We start from the raw sequence: 15,386 nt of genomic DNA, 5'->3' as shown, positions 1-15,386 counted from the left end.
CCGCGCGGGGGGGGGGCCCCGGGTGCGAAGGGGGCGCGGCGCTTTCGCACTTGTGGGGGGCGCCCCCGCAACCGATCCGGTGCCGCCCCTCACGCATGCGTGCCTACGCGTAGTCGCTCATCATGTCCTGCTCGAAACGGACCGCGAACTGGTTCATGTATCGCTCCAGGTCCTCCCCGGTCAGCCGCTCCCCGTACTGCGCCTCCACGTTCGCCGCGAACGCCTTCGGCGTCGGCAGCCCCTCGCCCTCTATCGAGCCGCGGAACACCTGGTACAGCTCGTCGTCCGTCGGCTCCTCGACGAGCTCCGGCGCGCCGTCACCCAACGGCCGCGTCCCACCTGCCCCATTGGGCACAGGGAACTCGGGCTCCTGGAACTCCGGCTCCTGGAAAGCCGGTTCCGCTTCCGGTTCCGGAGCGCGGGGAGCGGGGACCTGGGCGGGAGCCTGCGGCTGCCGCTGCTGCTCGTAGCGGCCCTGGTCATAGCGGCCCTGGTGCTCCGGCTCGGGGGCGTAGGCGGGCGGCACGAGACCCTGCTCGACGTCGGACTCGTAGTCGGACCCGAGGTCGGGCCGATAGCCGCCGCGGTACTCCTTGTGCAGCTCGGCCTTGAACGCGGGCGGAACGTAGTTGCCGTCCTCGGCGAGCGGCTGTGGCTGCGGCTGCGCCTGCGGTCGTGGCTGTGGCTGCGGCTGGGCCTGTGGGGCCGCCGGCGCGGGAGCCGCCTCCAGGACAGCGGGCGCCGGCGGCAGCAGCTGCGGCTCGATACCCGCCGCAGCAAGGCCCTCCGGCGCGGTCCGCGCCAACGGCACCCCGTACCGAGCAAGGCGCAACGGCATCAGCGACTCCACCGGAGCCTTCCGCCGCCACGCCCGCCCGAACCGCGAACGCAACCGCGCCTGATAGACCAGCCGCTCCTGCTCCAACTTGATGACCTCGTCGTACGAACGCAGCTCCCACAGCTTCATCCGCCGCCACAACAAGAACGTCGGCCCCGGAGACAGCAGCCAGCGCGTGATGCGCACGCCCTCCATGTGCTTGTCCGCGGTGATGTCCGCGATCCGCCCGATCGCGTGCCGCGCCGCCTCCACGGCCACCACGAAGAGAATCGGGATCACCGCGTGCATGCCGGTGCCCAGCGGATCGGGCCAGGCCGCCGCGCCGTTGAAGGCGATCGTGGCCGCCGTCAGCAGCCACGCCGTCTGACGCAGCAACGGGAACGGGATCCGGATCCACGTCAGCAGCAGATCCAGCGCAAGGAGCACACAGATACCGGCGTCGATACCGATCGGGAAGACGTACGAGAAGTTCCCGAAGCCCTTTTCCAGGGCCAACTCCCGCACAGCGGCGTACGAACCGGCGAAACCGATGGCGGCGATGACCACCGCCCCGGCGATGACCACCCCCACGAGTATCCGGTGCGTCCGTGTCAGCTTCAGTGGCGCGGCCACTCCACTTCCCCTCCAAGTTCCGGCTGTTGCGGCCAACAGACTGGCACATGCGTGCGGAAGGGTGCGGGCCGGTACGCGCGGAAGCCCGGTCCCCCAAGGGGGAACCGGGCTTCCGTCAGGAGGTCGACCAAGAGGTCAGCGGGCCGCGATCACGCGCCCTTCTTGGACTCTTCCGGCTTCGTGGACTCCTCGGACTTCTTGTCGTCCTTCGAGTCCTTGGCGGGGGCCGACGGCTTCGCCGAACCACCGGCGTCACCACCCTTGGCGGACTCGATGACCTTGGCCACCGCTTCCTTCGCCGCCTTCTGCGCGTCCTTCGACAGCGAACCCGCGGCGGGGGCCTCCTCGCCGGCCAGACCCGAACCGTTGTAGTCGACCGTCACCACGACGTTGTCCACGCGCGACACGATGGTCTGCTGCTTGGACGTGACGGTGTCCTTCTTGTCCTTGTACTTCCGGTCGTAGCTGACCTGCGTCGCCACGTCGCCCGTCTTGGACACCGGCATCGTCTTGACGTCCTTGGCGCCCTTGGTCGCCTTGGCGTCCGAGATCTGCTTCGCGTAGTAGGTCTCGGCCAGCTTGTCGCCGCTGCCCCGGTTCACATCCGAGTCGAAACGGACCAACGACACATTGAGCCAGCGGAACTGCGAGCCCTTCACGCCGTTGTTCTCCAGGCTGGACCAGGAGCAGCTCGCACGCGTCGACTCGTCGTCGGACGCGCCGGCCTTGCTCTCGGCCTTCGGAACCAGATCGCCCAGCGTGTCCTTCGAGAACGCCGAGCACGCCTGCGGCAGCTCCTTGTACGTCGCGGGCGCGACCTTCTTCGCCTTGGCGCCCGAGGTCGAGGCCGAGGCCTTCGCCTGCGAGTCGTCCTTCGCGCTGTCGGAACCGGAACCGGACGAGCAGCCGGCTACGACGAGAACCGCAGGCACGGCGGCCGCGCAGACAAGGGTGCGGGTGAGTCGCTTGGTCGGACGGTGCATGGTTCCTTCACTAGGACGCTGACAGGGCCACGGCCCCGACACGTGATGACCATTCGACCTTCACGAGTGGGGTCCGATGGGTCACCGTACGCCGTGGCCGACGCACACGTCTCGCCTTCACCATGCCATCGGGCTGTGCCCGAATGCCCCTAATCGCCGAACTTACCGACCAGGTTCCCGGCCAGATTCTGGGCTGTGTCCTGCATTTCCTTGCTGTCCGGCACCTTCTCGGCGGTCGCCGACTGCACCTCGTACCGGACGGTCACCAACACATTCGACGTGCGGAACGCCACAGTCACCGTGCGGTGCCGACCGGTCGTCGGACCCGCCAGCACGTCGTCGACGAACGCCTCGTCGCCGAGGTCCTCGAGCAGCCGCGGCTGAAGATCAACCGGAGTCCCGGAGGGCGACCCGCTGTCGGAGGAACTCGGGGAGTCGGAGGCGTCGCCGGACGGCTCGTCGGACGGGGAGGCGGACGCCGAGGCCGAAGCCTCCGAGGAGGCTTCGGAGGAGACCTCCGACGCCACCGGCTCCGGTAGATCCGCCGCGTCCGCCTTCGACGCGAACACCGCCGCCGCACGGTCGTCATCGCTCACCGCCGTGTCGTACGACACCACACGCTCGAAGTCGAGGCTCAGACGATGCGTGCCGTCCCGGGCCGAATCGTCCTTCCACCGGCACCCGACCCGACGATCCGTGTCGTACGTGACCGTGGCCACGCCCTCGTACGCCTTCTCCCGCTGCTCCGCGTCCGGGAGCTTCCTGATGCCGGGCAGCATCTCGTCCAGCGTGCCCTGGTCGGGCTGGCTGCACGGCTCGGGCAGCGTCCGGTACTTACCCGGCTCCGCGGTCGACGCGGTCGCGGTCGGCCCACCCGGCTTCGAGTCGTCGGCACTGCCGTCGCCGTCGGAACCACTGGTGCAGCCGGCGAGCACAGCCGCAAGGAGCACGGCGACACCCGGTACGAACGCGTACGACTTCCGCTGCACCCTGAGGCTCCTCTCGGCGCTTCACGCCTGGTTAATCGGTTGCCGCGGCGGGGCGGCCAATGGGCACTATGTGTATCGCACCGGCTGCCGTGAACGCCGGTCCGGCATCCGATTTGCCGCGCTGGCGCCGGTATTTGCGCTACATCCATTTCCACTGCTTCAGCTCGAAGTCGACCATTTCATACCAACTCATCCAATCCTCGGGGGATTTCATGTCATACGTAGAGGTACCGGGCGCCAAGGTCCCGATCCGCATGTGGGCCGACCCGGCCACGGTGGACCCGGGCGCGCTCCAGCAGCTCCAGAACGTGGCGACGCTCCCGTGGATCAAGGGCCTGGCCGTCATGCCCGACGTCCACTACGGAAAGGGCGCCACGGTCGGCTCGGTGATCGCGATGCAGGGCGCGGTCTGCCCGGCGGCGGTCGGCGTCGACATCGGCTGCGGAATGAGCGCGGTGAAGACGTCCCTGACCGCGAACGACCTCCCCGGCGACCTCTCCCGCCTCCGCTCAAAGATCGAGCAGGCGATCCCGGTGGGCCGCGGCATGCATGACGAGCCGGTGGACCCGGGCCGGCTGCACGGGTTCGCCACGGGTGGGTGGGACGACTTCTGGGGACGGTTCGACGGGGTCGCCGATGCGGTGAAGTTCCGGGAGGGGCGGGCCGTGAAGCAGATGGGCACGCTCGGAGCCGGAAATCACCTAGAAGAGGTGTGTCTCGACGAGTCAGGTTCGGTCTGGCTCATGCTGCACTCCGGTTCCCGCAACATCGGCAAGGAACTGGCGGATCACCACATCGGAGTGGCGCAGAAGCTTCCGCACAATCAGGGGCTCGTCGACCGGGATCTGGCGGTCTTCATCTCGGAAACCCCGCAGATGGCGGCATACCGGAACGACCTGTACTGGGCGCAGGAGTACGCGAAGTACAACCGCGCGATCATGATGGCGCTTCTCAAGGACGTGATCCGCAAGGAGTTCAAGAAGGCCAAGCCGACGTTCGAGCCCGAAATTTCGTGTCACCACAATTACGTCGCGGAAGAGCGGTACGACGGCATGGACCTGCTCGTGACGCGCAAGGGAGCGATCCGGGCCGGGTCCGGTGACTACGGAATCATTCCCGGGTCCATGGGAACCAGCTCGTACATCGTGAAGGGCCTCGGCAACAGCAAGGCGTTCAACTCGGCTTCGCACGGTGCCGGACGGCGGATGAGCCGCAACGCGGCGAAGCGACACTTCACGGTGCGGGACCTGGAGGAGCAGACCCGCGGGGTCGAGTGCCGTAAGGACTCCGGGGTTCTGGACGAGATCCCGGGTGCCTACAAGAACATCGACCAGGTCATGGCTCAGCAGAGCGACCTGGTGGAGGTCGTGGCGAAGATCAAGCAGGTCGTCTGCGTGAAGGGCTGAACTGGCGGGAGGGCCCGAGCTGTTGGCAGCTCGGGCCCTCGGCCGGGGATCACTCAGGCATCGGCACCTTCCCGCTCAGCAGGCGCCACCTTCGCAGGTTGCAGCTCTGGTAGGTACGGCCCAGCTCCTCGGCGGCGGCTGCGATGCTGTCGTGCTTCAGGAGAACGCGGTCCTCCCACTCCTTCCAGCGTCGCGCGGTGTACGCCGCCCTCATGTCGGTTGGCCGGGTCCAGCCGATCAGCGAGTCGGCCGCCGCCTGTTTGCGCTCGAGCGCGAGGCAGCCCGGATAGTAGAGATGGGCGCTGAGCTTCTGAGCGGCCTCCATCGCGTACATGACGTTGTAGATGCCGTCACGTGCATTGCGCTTGGGGTGACGCTGCACCTCGGCGACCTTGCGGGCGTAGAAGCACAGGTAGACCGCGATGGCGGTGCTTTGCGTGGTGAGCGTGATGTACGGGAGCCCCTTGCCCGTGTACCCGACAGAACCGTCCGCGTCGATCACTCCCCGCAAGTAGTCGCGTCGCGAGAAAGGCACCCGGGGTGGCTTGACCTGCTTGGACTTGCGGCCGTACGGCAGCCCGAGTTCGTTGATCTTCGTGCGTGCTTCCAAGGAGCACAGGGTCCACGTCGCCGAGTGGTGGCTGTCGGAGAAGTTCGTCTTCCGGACCCGCTCCGTGACGCTGCTGTTGTACGGCGTCAGCTCCTGGAACCTGTGCAGGATCTCGATGTCCCGGATGTTGATCTCGGCGGTCAGTCGGCCCCGGTCGCGCGATTGTTGTGAGAGGTGCCCGTCCATCTGCAGGAACCCGAACATGTACGAGTACTCCGGGACCTCGAGGTCCATGAACCCGGATGCCGAGGCGTCGTCGAACGCCAGTTGGTGGTGAGCGCTAGGCTCGCGTTCAGCCATGGGAAGTTACTGCCTTCCTCTTGGTCAGGCCTCCGGTCGGGACTGCAATCCCGCCGGGGGCCGTTCTGTTTTCGGTTGTCGAATGTGACGCTAGCCCGCGCGTTCCCGCCCCGTCCGGGTGATCGAGCGGCGTCACCCGTGTGAGTGTCGCGCGTACCCTGGGCTGCGATTCAGTGGATCGTCGCCGAAAGGTAGGGCAAGACCATGGCTCCCGCCCCCGCATCCCGTATTGCCGTCGTCACGGGCGCGAGCAGTGGCATCGGTGCTGCCACTGCTCGGCGGCTGGCGGCCGAGGGGTATCGCGTGGTGCTCACGGCTCGTCGGCAGGACCGGATCGACGCGGTCGCGAAGGAGATCACGGCTGCGGGGCACGATGCCGTCGCGTACGCGTTGGACGTGACCGATCGGGCTGCCGTCGATGAGTTCGCCTCCGCGTTCAAGACCATCGGCGTGCTCGTGAACAACGCCGGTGGCGCGCTCGGTGCCGATCCCGTTGCCACCGGGGACCCGGATCAGTGGCGGCAGATGTACGAGACGAACGTCATCGGCACGCTCAACGTCACGCAGGCGCTGCTGCCCGCCCTCACCGCGAGTGGGGACGGGACCGTGGTGGTGCTGTCGTCGACTGCGGGGCATGGGACCTATGAGGGTGGGGGCGGGTACGTCGCCGCCAAGCATGGGGAGCACGTGCTCGCGGAGACGCTGCGGCTCGAGATCGTCGGGACTCCGGTGCGGGTCATCGAGGTCGCGCCGGGGATGGTCAAGACCGATGAGTTCGCGCTGACCCGGTTCGGTGGGGACGAGGAGAAGGCTGCGAAGGTGTACCAGGGCGTGGCCGAGCCGCTGAGCGCGGACGATGTCGCCGACACGATCGGCTGGGCCGTGACCCGGCCGTCGCACGTGAACATCGACCTGCTGGTGGTGCGGCCGCGTGCTCAGGCGTCCAACACCAAGGTGCATCGTGAGCAGTCATAGCCCTGGCTCTGGGCCGGTGGGGCCGCCTGATCCGCTGGATGTGCTTCAGCGGGAGTACGACGAGCGGCGTCGCGCGGAGGAGAAGCGCGGCGAGCGGTACATGTGGTGGTACCTGGGTTACTTCCTGTTCGGGATTCATATCGTCGCGTTCGTGATGATCTACGCGATCAAGCACGCCAACTAGCCGGCGTAGGCAGTTGGTGGTACTCCCACCGTCGACGTGAAGTCCCGGACGAGGTGGGCCTGGTCCGCGTAGCCGAGGTCGGCGGCGAGGGCGGCCCAGTCGATGTCGCGGCGTGCCGCGGCCGTCTCCACGGCTTCGTGGATGCGGTAGCGCAGGATGCACCACTTGGGGCTGACGCCGACGTACGCGTGGAAGAGGCGCTGCAGCGATCGCACCGTCATGCCCTCTGCGCGCGCGAAGTCGGCGACTCGGCGGACCCCGCGGTCGGCCCTTATGCGGTCGACCAGGCCGATCGCGAGCTCGGCCTGCGGGTCGGGGGCGGTGGGGGCGAGGGGCAGCAGGTACGTGTCGAGGGCGGCGATCCGGCCCGCGTCGTCGGCGGGGGAGAGGATGGTCGCGGGGTTCGTGGCCGGGAAGATCTCCTCGTAGGGCAGGACGCGGCCCGTCCACTCCGAGACCGGCGCGTCCGGCGCGAACGGTCGGAACGCCCCCGGCCGGAACTTCACCCCGCACACCTTTCCCCGCCCGTGGATCTTGCGCGTGTAGAGGCCGGGCGCGGCGACGCCGGTCAGCTCCCCGTACGGCGGCTGGTCGATGTCGTCCTGCTGGAAGGTGAGGTGCACGGAGGGGTGGGGCAGCACGTTCGAGGCGTAGGGCTCCGGCAGGTCCCAGTCGATGAACCAGTAGTGCTCGACGTGTCGGCGCAGCGGTTCGGCGGGCTCGTGGTGTCGCAGCCGCACGCGCGTGAGCAGCGCGGTCGGGTCGACGATCCCGCGGGTGTCGGGGCGGTCCTGCGGCATGTCCTGTGACATGAAAAGAGCGTAGAGCGGGGCACTGACAACGCGTTTCCGTGGCGTCGTGTTTCTTCAAGCGGGGCGGCGGCCCGTGCTCGTAGCGTCGAGGTATGGACATGAACGAGAAGCAGATGGACGCGAAGCCCCTGGGCGCGCTGCTCGCCGCGGCCGCCTCCCGTGCCGTCCCGGTCGTCGCCGGGATCGAGGACAAGGACCTCGACGCCCCCACGCCGTGCGCGGACTACGACGTGAGGGCCCTGGCAAACCACCTTCTCCACGTGGTCGTCGAGTTCCAGAAGCTCGCGGTGAAGCAGGACTCCGACTTCTCCTCGCCGCCGGACTACGTGGCGCAGGCCGGCTGGCGGGAGCGGTTCGCGCGTGAGGCGGAGGCGCTGGTCGAGGCCTGGTCCACGCCCGGGGCGGAGGAGGGGACGACCGGGGCGCTGAACATGCCGGCGCGGACCGTCGGCGGGATGGCGCTGCTGGATCTGACCGCGCACGCGTGGGATCTGGCGCGGGCCACCGGCCGGGAGTACGGGGCCGATCCGGAGGTGGTGGCGGAGCTCACGGAGGTGGTGGAGCGGCTGGCGCCGACGGGCCGGGAGATGGGGGCGTTCGGGGCGGCGGTGCCGGTGGGCGCGGACGCGGATCCGCTCGCCCGCCTGCTGGCCGCCACGGGCCGGGATCCGTACGGGGAGGAGGGGGCGGAGTACAGGAATCTGCACGGGGCCCCGTGCGGGGATTAGCGGGGCGGGGAGTGGCCGGGGGAGGCGGATGGCGGGGTGGGGAATAGCGCGCGACCGCGCACCGTTCCGGAGGTATAGTTGAAGCGTCAACAACCTGCGGAAGGTGAGCAAGGTGAGCAGCATGCAGTTCGGGATCTTCACCGTCGGTGACGTCACCGTTGACCCGACGACCGGACGCGCGCCGAGCGAGCACGAGCGCATCAAGGCGATGCTCGCCATCGCGCAGAAGGCGGAGGAGGTCGGCCTCGACGTCTTCGCCACCGGTGAGCACCACAACCCGCCGTTCGTCCCGTCCTCGCCGACGACGATGCTCGGCCACATCGCGGCCCGCACCGAGAACCTGATCCTGTCCACGTCGACGACGCTGATCACCACGAACGACCCGGTGAAGATCGCCGAGGACTTCGCGATGCTGCAGCACGTCGCGGACGGCCGGGTCGACCTGATGATGGGCCGCGGCAACACCGGCCCGGTCTACCCGTGGTTCGGCAAGGACATCCGGGACGGCATCGACCTCGCCATCGAGAACTACGCGCTGCTGCGCCGCCTCTGGGACGAGGACGTGGTGACGTGGAAGGGCAAGTTCCGTACGCCGCTCCAGTCGTTCACGTCGACGCCGCGGCCGATGGACGGTGTCGCGCCCTTCGTGTGGCACGGCTCCATCCGCTCGCCGGAGATCGCCGAGCAGGCCGCGTACTACGGCGACGGCTTCTTCCACAACCACATCTTCTGGCCGGCCTCGCACACCAAGCAGATGGTGAACCTGTACCGCCAGCGCTACGCCCACTACGGGCACGGCACGCCGGAGCAGGCGATCGTGGGCCTCGGTGGCCAGGTGTTCATGCGGAAGAACTCGCAGGACGCGGTGCGGGAGTTCCGTCCGTACTTCGACAACGCGCCGGTGTACGGGCACGGTCCGTCGCTGGAGGAGTTCACGTCGCAGACGCCGCTGACGGTCGGTTCGCCCCAGGAGGTCATCGAGCGGACGCTGTCCTTCCGGGACTACGTCGGTGATTACCAGCGCCAGCTGTTCCTGATGGACCACGCGGGTCTGCCGCTGAAGACGGTCCTGGAGCAGCTCGACCTGCTCGGCGAGGAGGTCGTGCCGGTGCTGCGCAAGGAGTTCGCGAACAAGCGGCCCGCGAATGTGCCGGACGCGCCCACGCATGCGGCGCGTGTCGCCGCCAAGTCGGCGGGTTCTGACAAGTCGGCCGGTGTTGACAAGTCGGCCGGTTCTGAAGGGAGTTCGAAGTGAAGCTCGTCGTCGTGTCGGCGGGGCTGAGCGCTCCGTCGTCCACCCGGCTGCTGGCCGATCGGCTGGCCGCCGCGACCACGGAGCGCGTGGACGCGGAGGTCGAGGTGCTCGAACTGCGTGACTACGCAACGGAGATCGCCCAGCACTTCGTCACCGGCTTCCCGCCGGCTCGGCTGGCCGCGGCGCTCGACGCGGTGGCGGCGGCGGACGGCCTGATCGCGGTGACCCCGGTCTTCTCCGCCTCCTACAGCGGCCTGTTCAAGTCGTTCTTCGACCTGATCGACAAGGACGCGTTGACGGCGAAGCCGGTGCTGGTGGGGGCGACGGGCGGCACGGCCCGCCACTCGCTCGTGACCGAGCACGCGCTGCGCCCGCTCTTCACGTACCTGCGGGCCGTTGTCCTGCCGACCGCCGTGTACGCGGCGTCGGAGGACTGGGGCGAGGAGGGCCTCGCGGCTCGTATCGCCCGTGCGGGTGGGGAGTTGGCGCGGTTCATGGGGCCTTCCGCGTCGTCCCCCGACGTGGACACGACGTCGGCGATCGCTCCTCGTTCACTGCACGGTGCGATCACGTCGGTGGACCCGGGGGACGGCTTCGAGGTGGTCCCGTTCGCGGAACGCCTGGAGGCGCTGCGGGTCGGTTGACGGTCTGCGTGCGCGGGGCCGGTTCCGTACCGGGGCCGGCGCCCGCCGTTCTGGTTGCGGGGCACCGGGGCCGGGAGCCTGTGGCGGGGTCGGCGCCTGCCGTTCTGGTTACGCGGTGCCGGGGCCGGGGGTCTGTAGCGGGGTCGGCGCCTGCCGTTCCGGTTACGCGGTGTCGGGGCCGGGGGCCTTTGCCGGGGTCGGCGCCCGCCGTCCTGGTCGCGCGGTACCGCCCTCTCTCCGGCTGGGCCGGTGCCCGGTCATCTCCCACCCGCCCGCCCCCTCCGGGGGCTTCGGCCTGTCCGGGGCTCGGTTGCTGTGCCGGGGTAGGGCCGGTCGTGAGGGGTGCGTGGCACCGGGGCCCTGGGGCTTTGTCGGGGTGGCTCCCATACGTTCGCCGCGCGGCGCCGGGGTCTGGGGCTTTGCCGGGGTGGGCGCTCCTGCGTTCGGTGCGCGGTGCCGGGGCCGAGGTCTGGACCATGCCGGGTTCGACGCCCCCGCGATCGGCGCGCAGCTCCAGCCCCTGTCCGGCTGCGCCGGTGCCCGCTCATCTCCCATCCGCCCGCCTCCTCCGGGGGCTTCGGCCTGTCTGGGGCCGGGTTGCTGTGCCGGGGTGGGGCCTGCCGCGAGGGGGCGCGGCACCTGCAGTTTTGCTGGGGTCGGCGCCCCAGCGTTCGGCACGCGGTACCGGTCCCTGTCTGGCTGCGCCGGTGTCCGGTCATCTCCCTCCCGCCCGCCTCCTCCGGGGGCGTCGGCCCGTCCGGGGCCCGGGTTGCTGTGCCGGGGTGGGGCCTGTGGTCACGGGTTCGCAGCCTCGGGCGGGGGCCTTTGCCGGGGCGGGTGCCCCTGTGTTCGGTGCGCGGTACCGGTCCCTGTTCGGCTGTGCTGGTGCCTGGATATCTCCCGCCTGCCCGCTCCCGTCCGAGGGCTTCGGCCGGCTAGGGGGCCGGGTTGCTGTGCCGGGGCCGGGGCCGTTCGTGTTCGTTGCGCGGCACCGGGGTGCCGCCTTGCCCACCCTGCCGCCCCAGGCAGCAGATTGCCCAAGTCGGGGACGGCCGACCGCAGTGGGTGGGGAGCCGTGCGTGCGGTGGACTGCCCAAGGCGGTGGCGGTTGACCGCAATGGTTGGGGAACCGTGCCAGGCGGCGGATTGCCCAAGGCGCGTGCGGTCGACCGCAGCGGGTGGGGAGCCGGGTCAGCGGCAGGTTGCTCAAGCTGGGGACGGCCGACCGCAGAGGGTGGGGAGCCGGGGTGGGTGGCAGGCCGCCTAGGGCGCGTGTGGTTGACCGTCGTGTGTGGGGTGTCGGGCCGGCGGCGGGTTGCCCAAGGTGGGGACGGCGTCGGCCGTCAGGCGCGGGGAGCCGGGCCAACGGCAGGTTGACCAAGGCGATGGCGGTCGACCGTCACGGGTGGGGAGTCGTCCTTGCGGTAGCTCACCCATGGCGATTGCGGCTGACCGCAATGGGTGGGAGCCGTCTTGGCGGTCGCTCACCCGAGGCCGAGGCCTCGCCCCGTCGGGCCGACGCCCCCGGAGGGGGCGGGTCGGTGGGAGATGGGCGAGGCGACCTCGTCGGCCCCTTCGGCGTCGGCGTCGGCGGGGGTGGGCAATTCAAGCCCCGCCTGTGGACGATAGCCCGCGGGGTCCGGGGCGGAGCCCCGTGGCGTGGGCCCGGGCGGGCGCCGTGATCGACCCCGCTTCGGGACGAGACCCGGCGTGGGCCGGGGGGGGGCGAAGGGCGACGTCGCGGCGCAAAGCCCGTGCGCTGCACCACGCGGTGCGCCCGCACCCCGGACGCCGCACCGCGCCACGCGGTCACGCCGACCGGCGCCCGGTCACCGCACCGCACCACGCGGCCCGCCGCCCGGTCACCGCACCGCGCCGCGGTCACGCCGCCCGCCGCCCGGACGCCGCACCGCGCCACGCCGACCGACGCCCGGTCACTGCACCACGCGGACCGGCGCCCGGTCACCGCACCGCGCCACACGGCCCGCCGCCCCGTCACCGCACCGCGCCGCGGACCCGCCTCCCCGCCCGCGCGCGCAGCTTCTGCCAGGCGCGTCGGTGGCGGGAAGCGTGGAGGTCGGTGAAGAGGGATTCGTAGCGGGCCACGATCGGCTCCGGGTCGTAGCGGTGCGCGGAGGCGAGTGCCGCCGACCCCATCCGCCTCCGCCTCGGCTCGTCCTCGATGAGGTCCATGACCGACTCGGCGAGCGCACTCGCGTTCCCCACGGGCACGAGCCGCCCGTCGACCCCGTCCGTGATGATCTCCGCGGGACCGAGCGGCGCATCCGTGGACACGACGGGTACACCGCAGCGCATCGCCTCGACCAGCGTCATCCCGAAGGACTCCGCGTCCGAGGCGCTCACCACGATCGAAGCCCGCGCGAACTCCGGCTCGATCGGCGACACCGTCCCCATGAGGCGGGCCCGGCCGCCCAGCCCGAGCTCGTCCACGAGGGCCCGCAGGCGCGCTTCCTGCCGGCCGCCGCCGTAGATCCGCAGCTCCCAGTCCGGATACTTCGCCGACACCGCGGTGAAGGCCTCCAGGAGCAGGTCGTAGCGCTTGCCGCGGGCGAGCCGCCCTGCCGCGGCGATGATCTTCGAGCTGCCGTCCGAGGGCGGCACGGAGGCCGGCGGCACGATGTTCGGCACGCAGAGGATCCGCACACCGGGCAGCCGCATCCCGGCCCGGTACACGTCCGCGTCCTCCTCCGTGACCGTGACCAGCGCGTCCAGCGCCCGGTAGCGCCGGGCGATGGTCTTGAGCAACTTGCCGCTGTGCGCGTCGTGCCGCAGGTGCTCCTGCGCGATCCGCAGCGCCCGCTTCGGCCCCCACTCGGCGAGGTAGACATTGAGCCCGGGCCGCGTCCCGATGACGACGTCGGCCTCGCACCGCTCCTCCAGGTAGGCGCGTACGCGCATGTCGTGCAGGAGCGTGTACTGCTGGTGGCGTTTGTCGGCAGTGGGGAAGACCCGCGCCGGTTCCCCGTACGCGGGGTGGAGCGTGTCGGGCGTCCCGTCCTGCAGGTCCACCAGCGGTACGAGGGTGATCCGCGGGTCGACCGGGAAGCGTGGGGTCTCCCGGTGCCGGGAGAGCGACACGATCTCCACCTCGTGGCCGCCGTGCTCGATGAGCGCGGCGGCGAGGTTGAGCGTGGTGCGCGCCGTGCCGCCGACGGCGTACACGTTGTGCAGCAGGAACGCGATCTTCATGTGCCCATGCCTTCCCCGGAAGGCGTGCGCCGCGGGTGTGAGCCGGGGAAGAAGCCCTTCGGCGGACCACCGAACAGGCGATCCTCCAATGGCTCGGCGCTCGCCGTGCTGCCCACCATGCCGCCCGCCGTGCTGCCTGCGCGCCACCCGCCGGGGAGGATGCGTGGCGCCCTGTCGGGCAGGCGTCCCGGCCGACATCATGGCGTCATGCGCTTCTCGGTCAACATCCCGAACTTCGGTGACTTCGCCGACGCCCACACCGTCGCCCGCACGGCCGTCGCGGCCGAACAGGCGGGCTGGGACGCCCTGTTGCTGTGGGACCACGTCGTGCACGACAAGAAGGTACGGCGCGGCAAGCCCTTCGGCGACCCCTGGATGCTGCTCACGGCGGCGGCCCTGGCCACGTCCCGGATCAAGGTCGGCACACTCGTCGCGGCGGTGCCCCGTTACCGTCCCGAGCAACTCGCGCGCCAGGTTGCCACGTTGGACGCGCTCAGCGGCGGCCGCGTCGTGTTCGGTGCCGGTCTCGGCGGACCCGTCGACGACGAGTACGGCGACTTCGGGGACACCGTCGACCGGATCGTGCACGCCGAACGCCTCGACGAGGGTCTGGACTTGCTCGCCCGGTACTGGTCGGGCGGCACGGTGGACCACGACGGCGCCCACTTCCGCGTGAAGGAGACGCAGCTGTTGCCGGCGACCGTGCAGCAGCCCCGTCCGCCCGTCTGGATCGGCGGCTTCTGGCCGGCCCGCCCGCCGATGCGCCGCGCGGCCCGCTGGGACGGCGCGGCCCCCTTGTTCGCCGATGCCCTGCACGGTGTGCCGCCGCGTCCCGAACAGTTCGCGGACGTCGTCCGTTACGTGAACGAGCACCGCGAATCCACCGAGGGCCCCTTCGACTTCGTCGTCGGCGGGCTCACACCGCCCGACAAGGCGGCCGCGCTGGACGTCGTGGGCCCGCTGGCCGACGCGGGCGCCACCTGGTGGGACGAGCGGCAGTTGCAGACGGGCGGGACGATCGACTCGTACGAGGCCGTACTGCGAAGGATCGAGGCGGGTCCACCGGTGCTGTGACCCCGGAGGAACCCAGCAGGCGTACCGCCTACGGCCACACCAAGCAGTACGCCTGATGCCCCGCATCATGCAGCCGGTGACTGAAGTCCTGCCACTCGTGCAGCAGTTGATACACGTTGAACGCGTCGCGCGGCCCGCCGCGGTCGGGGACCGTGGACCAGATGAACGCCGCGGCGCCGACGGACTCCTCGCCGACCCCGCGCAGCGGGTCGACGACCGTCATGGGGAGCTTGACCACCGCGTAGTCGGGGTGGAGGACGACGAGTTCCAGGGGCGGGACCTTGTGCAGGGGTATGCCCTCTATGCCGGTGAGGACCATCGCGGCCATCGTCTCCGGCTTGATCTTGGTGAACATGCCGCCCATGCCCAGCTCGTCACCGCCGAGCTCCTCAGGGCGCATGGAGATCGGGACGCGGGCGGCCGTCGCGCCGTCGGGCGCGCCGAAGTATTTGTAGGTCACCCCCACCCGGCCACCATTCCCGATGTCCCCGTCCGTGATGTCTCTGGCCGTGGTGTCCCTGGCCGTGATGTCCCGGGCCTCTTCGCCCTCTTCGCGCCGGTGCTTCCCCCGCCGGGCACGCCGGGGGCCCAGGTCGCCGGTCCCCTCGCCCAGTCCGCCACCGCGATGCATATCTCCACCCGACTGCTGTTCCCCGGGCCGCGCAAGCCCTTTTGTAGGCCGCGCGACCGCCTACGCGCAACCCGATCATCGTGACAGTGACCTCCCCCACGGTCCCCCGCCGAAACGTGTCCGCAAGGTATGGCG

14 protein-coding genes are annotated in these 15,386 nt (G+C 70.3%); 7 read left to right on the top strand and 7 right to left on the bottom strand.

Annotation, left to right across the window (positions count from 1 at the left end):
- Positions 1 to 103 precede the first annotated feature (103 nt).
- The 3 genes from ACYSUO_RS40520 to ACYSUO_RS40510 form a co-directional block, all read right to left on the bottom strand.
- On the bottom strand, positions 104 to 1,450 hold the full coding sequence (locus ACYSUO_RS40520) for a DUF2637 domain-containing protein (RefSeq protein ID WP_461781208.1): 1,347 nt from the start codon (positions 1,448 to 1,450) through the stop codon (positions 104 to 106).
- 149 nt (positions 1,451 to 1,599) lie between these two features.
- Positions 1,600 to 2,433 carry a DUF3558 domain-containing protein gene (locus ACYSUO_RS40515; RefSeq protein ID WP_461781207.1) on the bottom strand — a complete coding sequence of 278 codons (834 nt, stop codon included), beginning with the start codon at positions 2,431 to 2,433 and terminating at the stop codon, positions 1,600 to 1,602.
- A gap of 149 nt (positions 2,434 to 2,582) precedes the next feature.
- Positions 2,583 to 3,422 (bottom strand): DUF3558 domain-containing protein, encoded by an 840-nt coding sequence (locus tag ACYSUO_RS40510; RefSeq protein ID WP_461781206.1) that lies wholly within the window; start codon positions 3,420 to 3,422, stop codon positions 2,583 to 2,585.
- A gap of 212 nt (positions 3,423 to 3,634) precedes the next feature.
- Between ACYSUO_RS40510 and ACYSUO_RS40505 the strand changes: the two genes are divergently transcribed.
- Positions 3,635 to 4,828, top strand: coding sequence for an RtcB family protein (locus ACYSUO_RS40505; RefSeq protein ID WP_461781205.1), 1,194 nt, complete (start codon positions 3,635 to 3,637; stop codon positions 4,826 to 4,828).
- A 49-nt stretch (positions 4,829 to 4,877) separates the two neighbouring features.
- On the opposite strand, the gene ACYSUO_RS40500 is transcribed toward ACYSUO_RS40505, so the two are convergent.
- Positions 4,878 to 5,738, bottom strand: a complete 861-nt coding sequence (locus ACYSUO_RS40500; RefSeq protein ID WP_461781204.1) for a hypothetical protein — start codon at positions 5,736 to 5,738, stop codon at positions 4,878 to 4,880.
- A 204-nt stretch (positions 5,739 to 5,942) separates the two neighbouring features.
- On the opposite strand from ACYSUO_RS40500, the gene ACYSUO_RS40495 reads away from it, so the two are divergent.
- The gene (locus tag ACYSUO_RS40495; protein ID WP_426902116.1) at positions 5,943 to 6,713 is read left to right on the top strand and encodes an SDR family NAD(P)-dependent oxidoreductase; all 771 of its coding nucleotides are present in this window, start codon (positions 5,943 to 5,945) and stop codon (positions 6,711 to 6,713) included.
- Entirely contained in the window at positions 6,700 to 6,897 is a 198-nt protein-coding gene (locus ACYSUO_RS40490; protein WP_461781212.1) for a hypothetical protein, read from the top strand. Before ACYSUO_RS40495 ends, ACYSUO_RS40490 begins: the two co-directional genes overlap by 14 nt.
- Here the strand turns inward: ACYSUO_RS40490 and ACYSUO_RS40485 are convergent.
- Entirely contained in the window at positions 6,894 to 7,697 is an 804-nt protein-coding gene (locus tag ACYSUO_RS40485; protein ID WP_461781211.1) for a DUF6597 domain-containing transcriptional factor, read from the bottom strand. The genes ACYSUO_RS40490 and ACYSUO_RS40485 overlap by 4 nt on opposite strands.
- Before the next feature lie 104 nt (positions 7,698 to 7,801).
- On the opposite strand from ACYSUO_RS40485, the gene ACYSUO_RS40480 reads away from it, so the two are divergent.
- From ACYSUO_RS40480 to ACYSUO_RS40470, 3 genes are all read left to right on the top strand, one after another.
- Positions 7,802 to 8,437 (top strand): TIGR03086 family metal-binding protein, encoded by a 636-nt coding sequence (locus ACYSUO_RS40480; protein ID WP_461781203.1) that lies wholly within the window; start codon positions 7,802 to 7,804, stop codon positions 8,435 to 8,437.
- 121 nt (positions 8,438 to 8,558) lie between these two features.
- Positions 8,559 to 9,692, top strand: a complete 1,134-nt coding sequence (locus ACYSUO_RS40475; protein ID WP_461781210.1) for an LLM class flavin-dependent oxidoreductase — start codon at positions 8,559 to 8,561, stop codon at positions 9,690 to 9,692.
- Positions 9,689 to 10,336: a CE1759 family FMN reductase gene (locus ACYSUO_RS40470; protein WP_461781202.1), complete on the top strand. Its 648-nt coding sequence runs from the start codon at positions 9,689 to 9,691 to the stop codon at positions 10,334 to 10,336. Before ACYSUO_RS40475 ends, ACYSUO_RS40470 begins: the two co-directional genes overlap by 4 nt.
- Before the next feature lie 1,995 nt (positions 10,337 to 12,331).
- Here the strand turns inward: ACYSUO_RS40470 and ACYSUO_RS40465 are convergent.
- Positions 12,332 to 13,546, bottom strand: a complete 1,215-nt coding sequence (locus ACYSUO_RS40465) for a glycosyltransferase family 4 protein (protein ID WP_461781201.1) — start codon at positions 13,544 to 13,546, stop codon at positions 12,332 to 12,334.
- Between the two features lie 207 nt (positions 13,547 to 13,753).
- Here ACYSUO_RS40465 and ACYSUO_RS40460 point away from each other — a divergent pair, with 207 nt between their 5' ends.
- On the top strand, positions 13,754 to 14,620 hold the full coding sequence (locus ACYSUO_RS40460) for an LLM class flavin-dependent oxidoreductase (RefSeq protein ID WP_461781200.1): 867 nt from the start codon (positions 13,754 to 13,756) through the stop codon (positions 14,618 to 14,620).
- Positions 14,621 to 14,648: 28 nt separating this feature from the next.
- Here ACYSUO_RS40460 and ACYSUO_RS40455 read toward each other — a convergent pair whose 3' ends face one another.
- Positions 14,649 to 15,251 carry a hypothetical protein gene (locus tag ACYSUO_RS40455; RefSeq protein WP_461781199.1) on the bottom strand — a complete coding sequence of 201 codons (603 nt, stop codon included), beginning with the start codon at positions 15,249 to 15,251 and terminating at the stop codon, positions 14,649 to 14,651.
- Between the last annotated feature and the right edge of the window lie 135 nt (positions 15,252 to 15,386).

The sequence above is a fragment of the Streptomyces sp. UC4497 genome, assembly GCF_054871485.1.
This window is presented reverse-complemented; position numbering and strand designations above follow the sequence as displayed.

What these genes read in the sequence shown, in the direction of transcription:
- ACYSUO_RS40515 (WP_461781207.1), bottom strand. Translation starts at nt 2,433, where the DNA reads ATGCACCGTCCGACCAAGCGACTCACCCGCACCCTTGTCTGCGCGGCC.
- ACYSUO_RS40505 (WP_461781205.1), top strand. Translation starts at nt 3,635, where the DNA reads ATGTCATACGTAGAGGTACCGGGCGCCAAGGTCCCGATCCGCATGTGG.
- ACYSUO_RS40500 (WP_461781204.1), bottom strand. Translation starts at nt 5,738, where the DNA reads ATGGCTGAACGCGAGCCTAGCGCTCACCACCAACTGGCGTTCGACGAC.
- ACYSUO_RS40495 (WP_426902116.1), top strand. Translation starts at nt 5,943, where the DNA reads ATGGCTCCCGCCCCCGCATCCCGTATTGCCGTCGTCACGGGCGCGAGC.
- ACYSUO_RS40485 (WP_461781211.1), bottom strand. Translation starts at nt 7,697, where the DNA reads ATGCCGCAGGACCGCCCCGACACCCGCGGGATCGTCGACCCGACCGCG.
- ACYSUO_RS40480 (WP_461781203.1), top strand. Translation starts at nt 7,802, where the DNA reads ATGGACATGAACGAGAAGCAGATGGACGCGAAGCCCCTGGGCGCGCTG.
- ACYSUO_RS40475 (WP_461781210.1), top strand. Translation starts at nt 8,559, where the DNA reads ATGCAGTTCGGGATCTTCACCGTCGGTGACGTCACCGTTGACCCGACG.
- ACYSUO_RS40465 (WP_461781201.1), bottom strand. Translation starts at nt 13,546, where the DNA reads ATGAAGATCGCGTTCCTGCTGCACAACGTGTACGCCGTCGGCGGCACG.
- ACYSUO_RS40460 (WP_461781200.1), top strand. Translation starts at nt 13,754, where the DNA reads ATGCGCTTCTCGGTCAACATCCCGAACTTCGGTGACTTCGCCGACGCC.
- ACYSUO_RS40455 (WP_461781199.1), bottom strand. Translation starts at nt 15,251, where the DNA reads ATGCATCGCGGTGGCGGACTGGGCGAGGGGACCGGCGACCTGGGCCCC.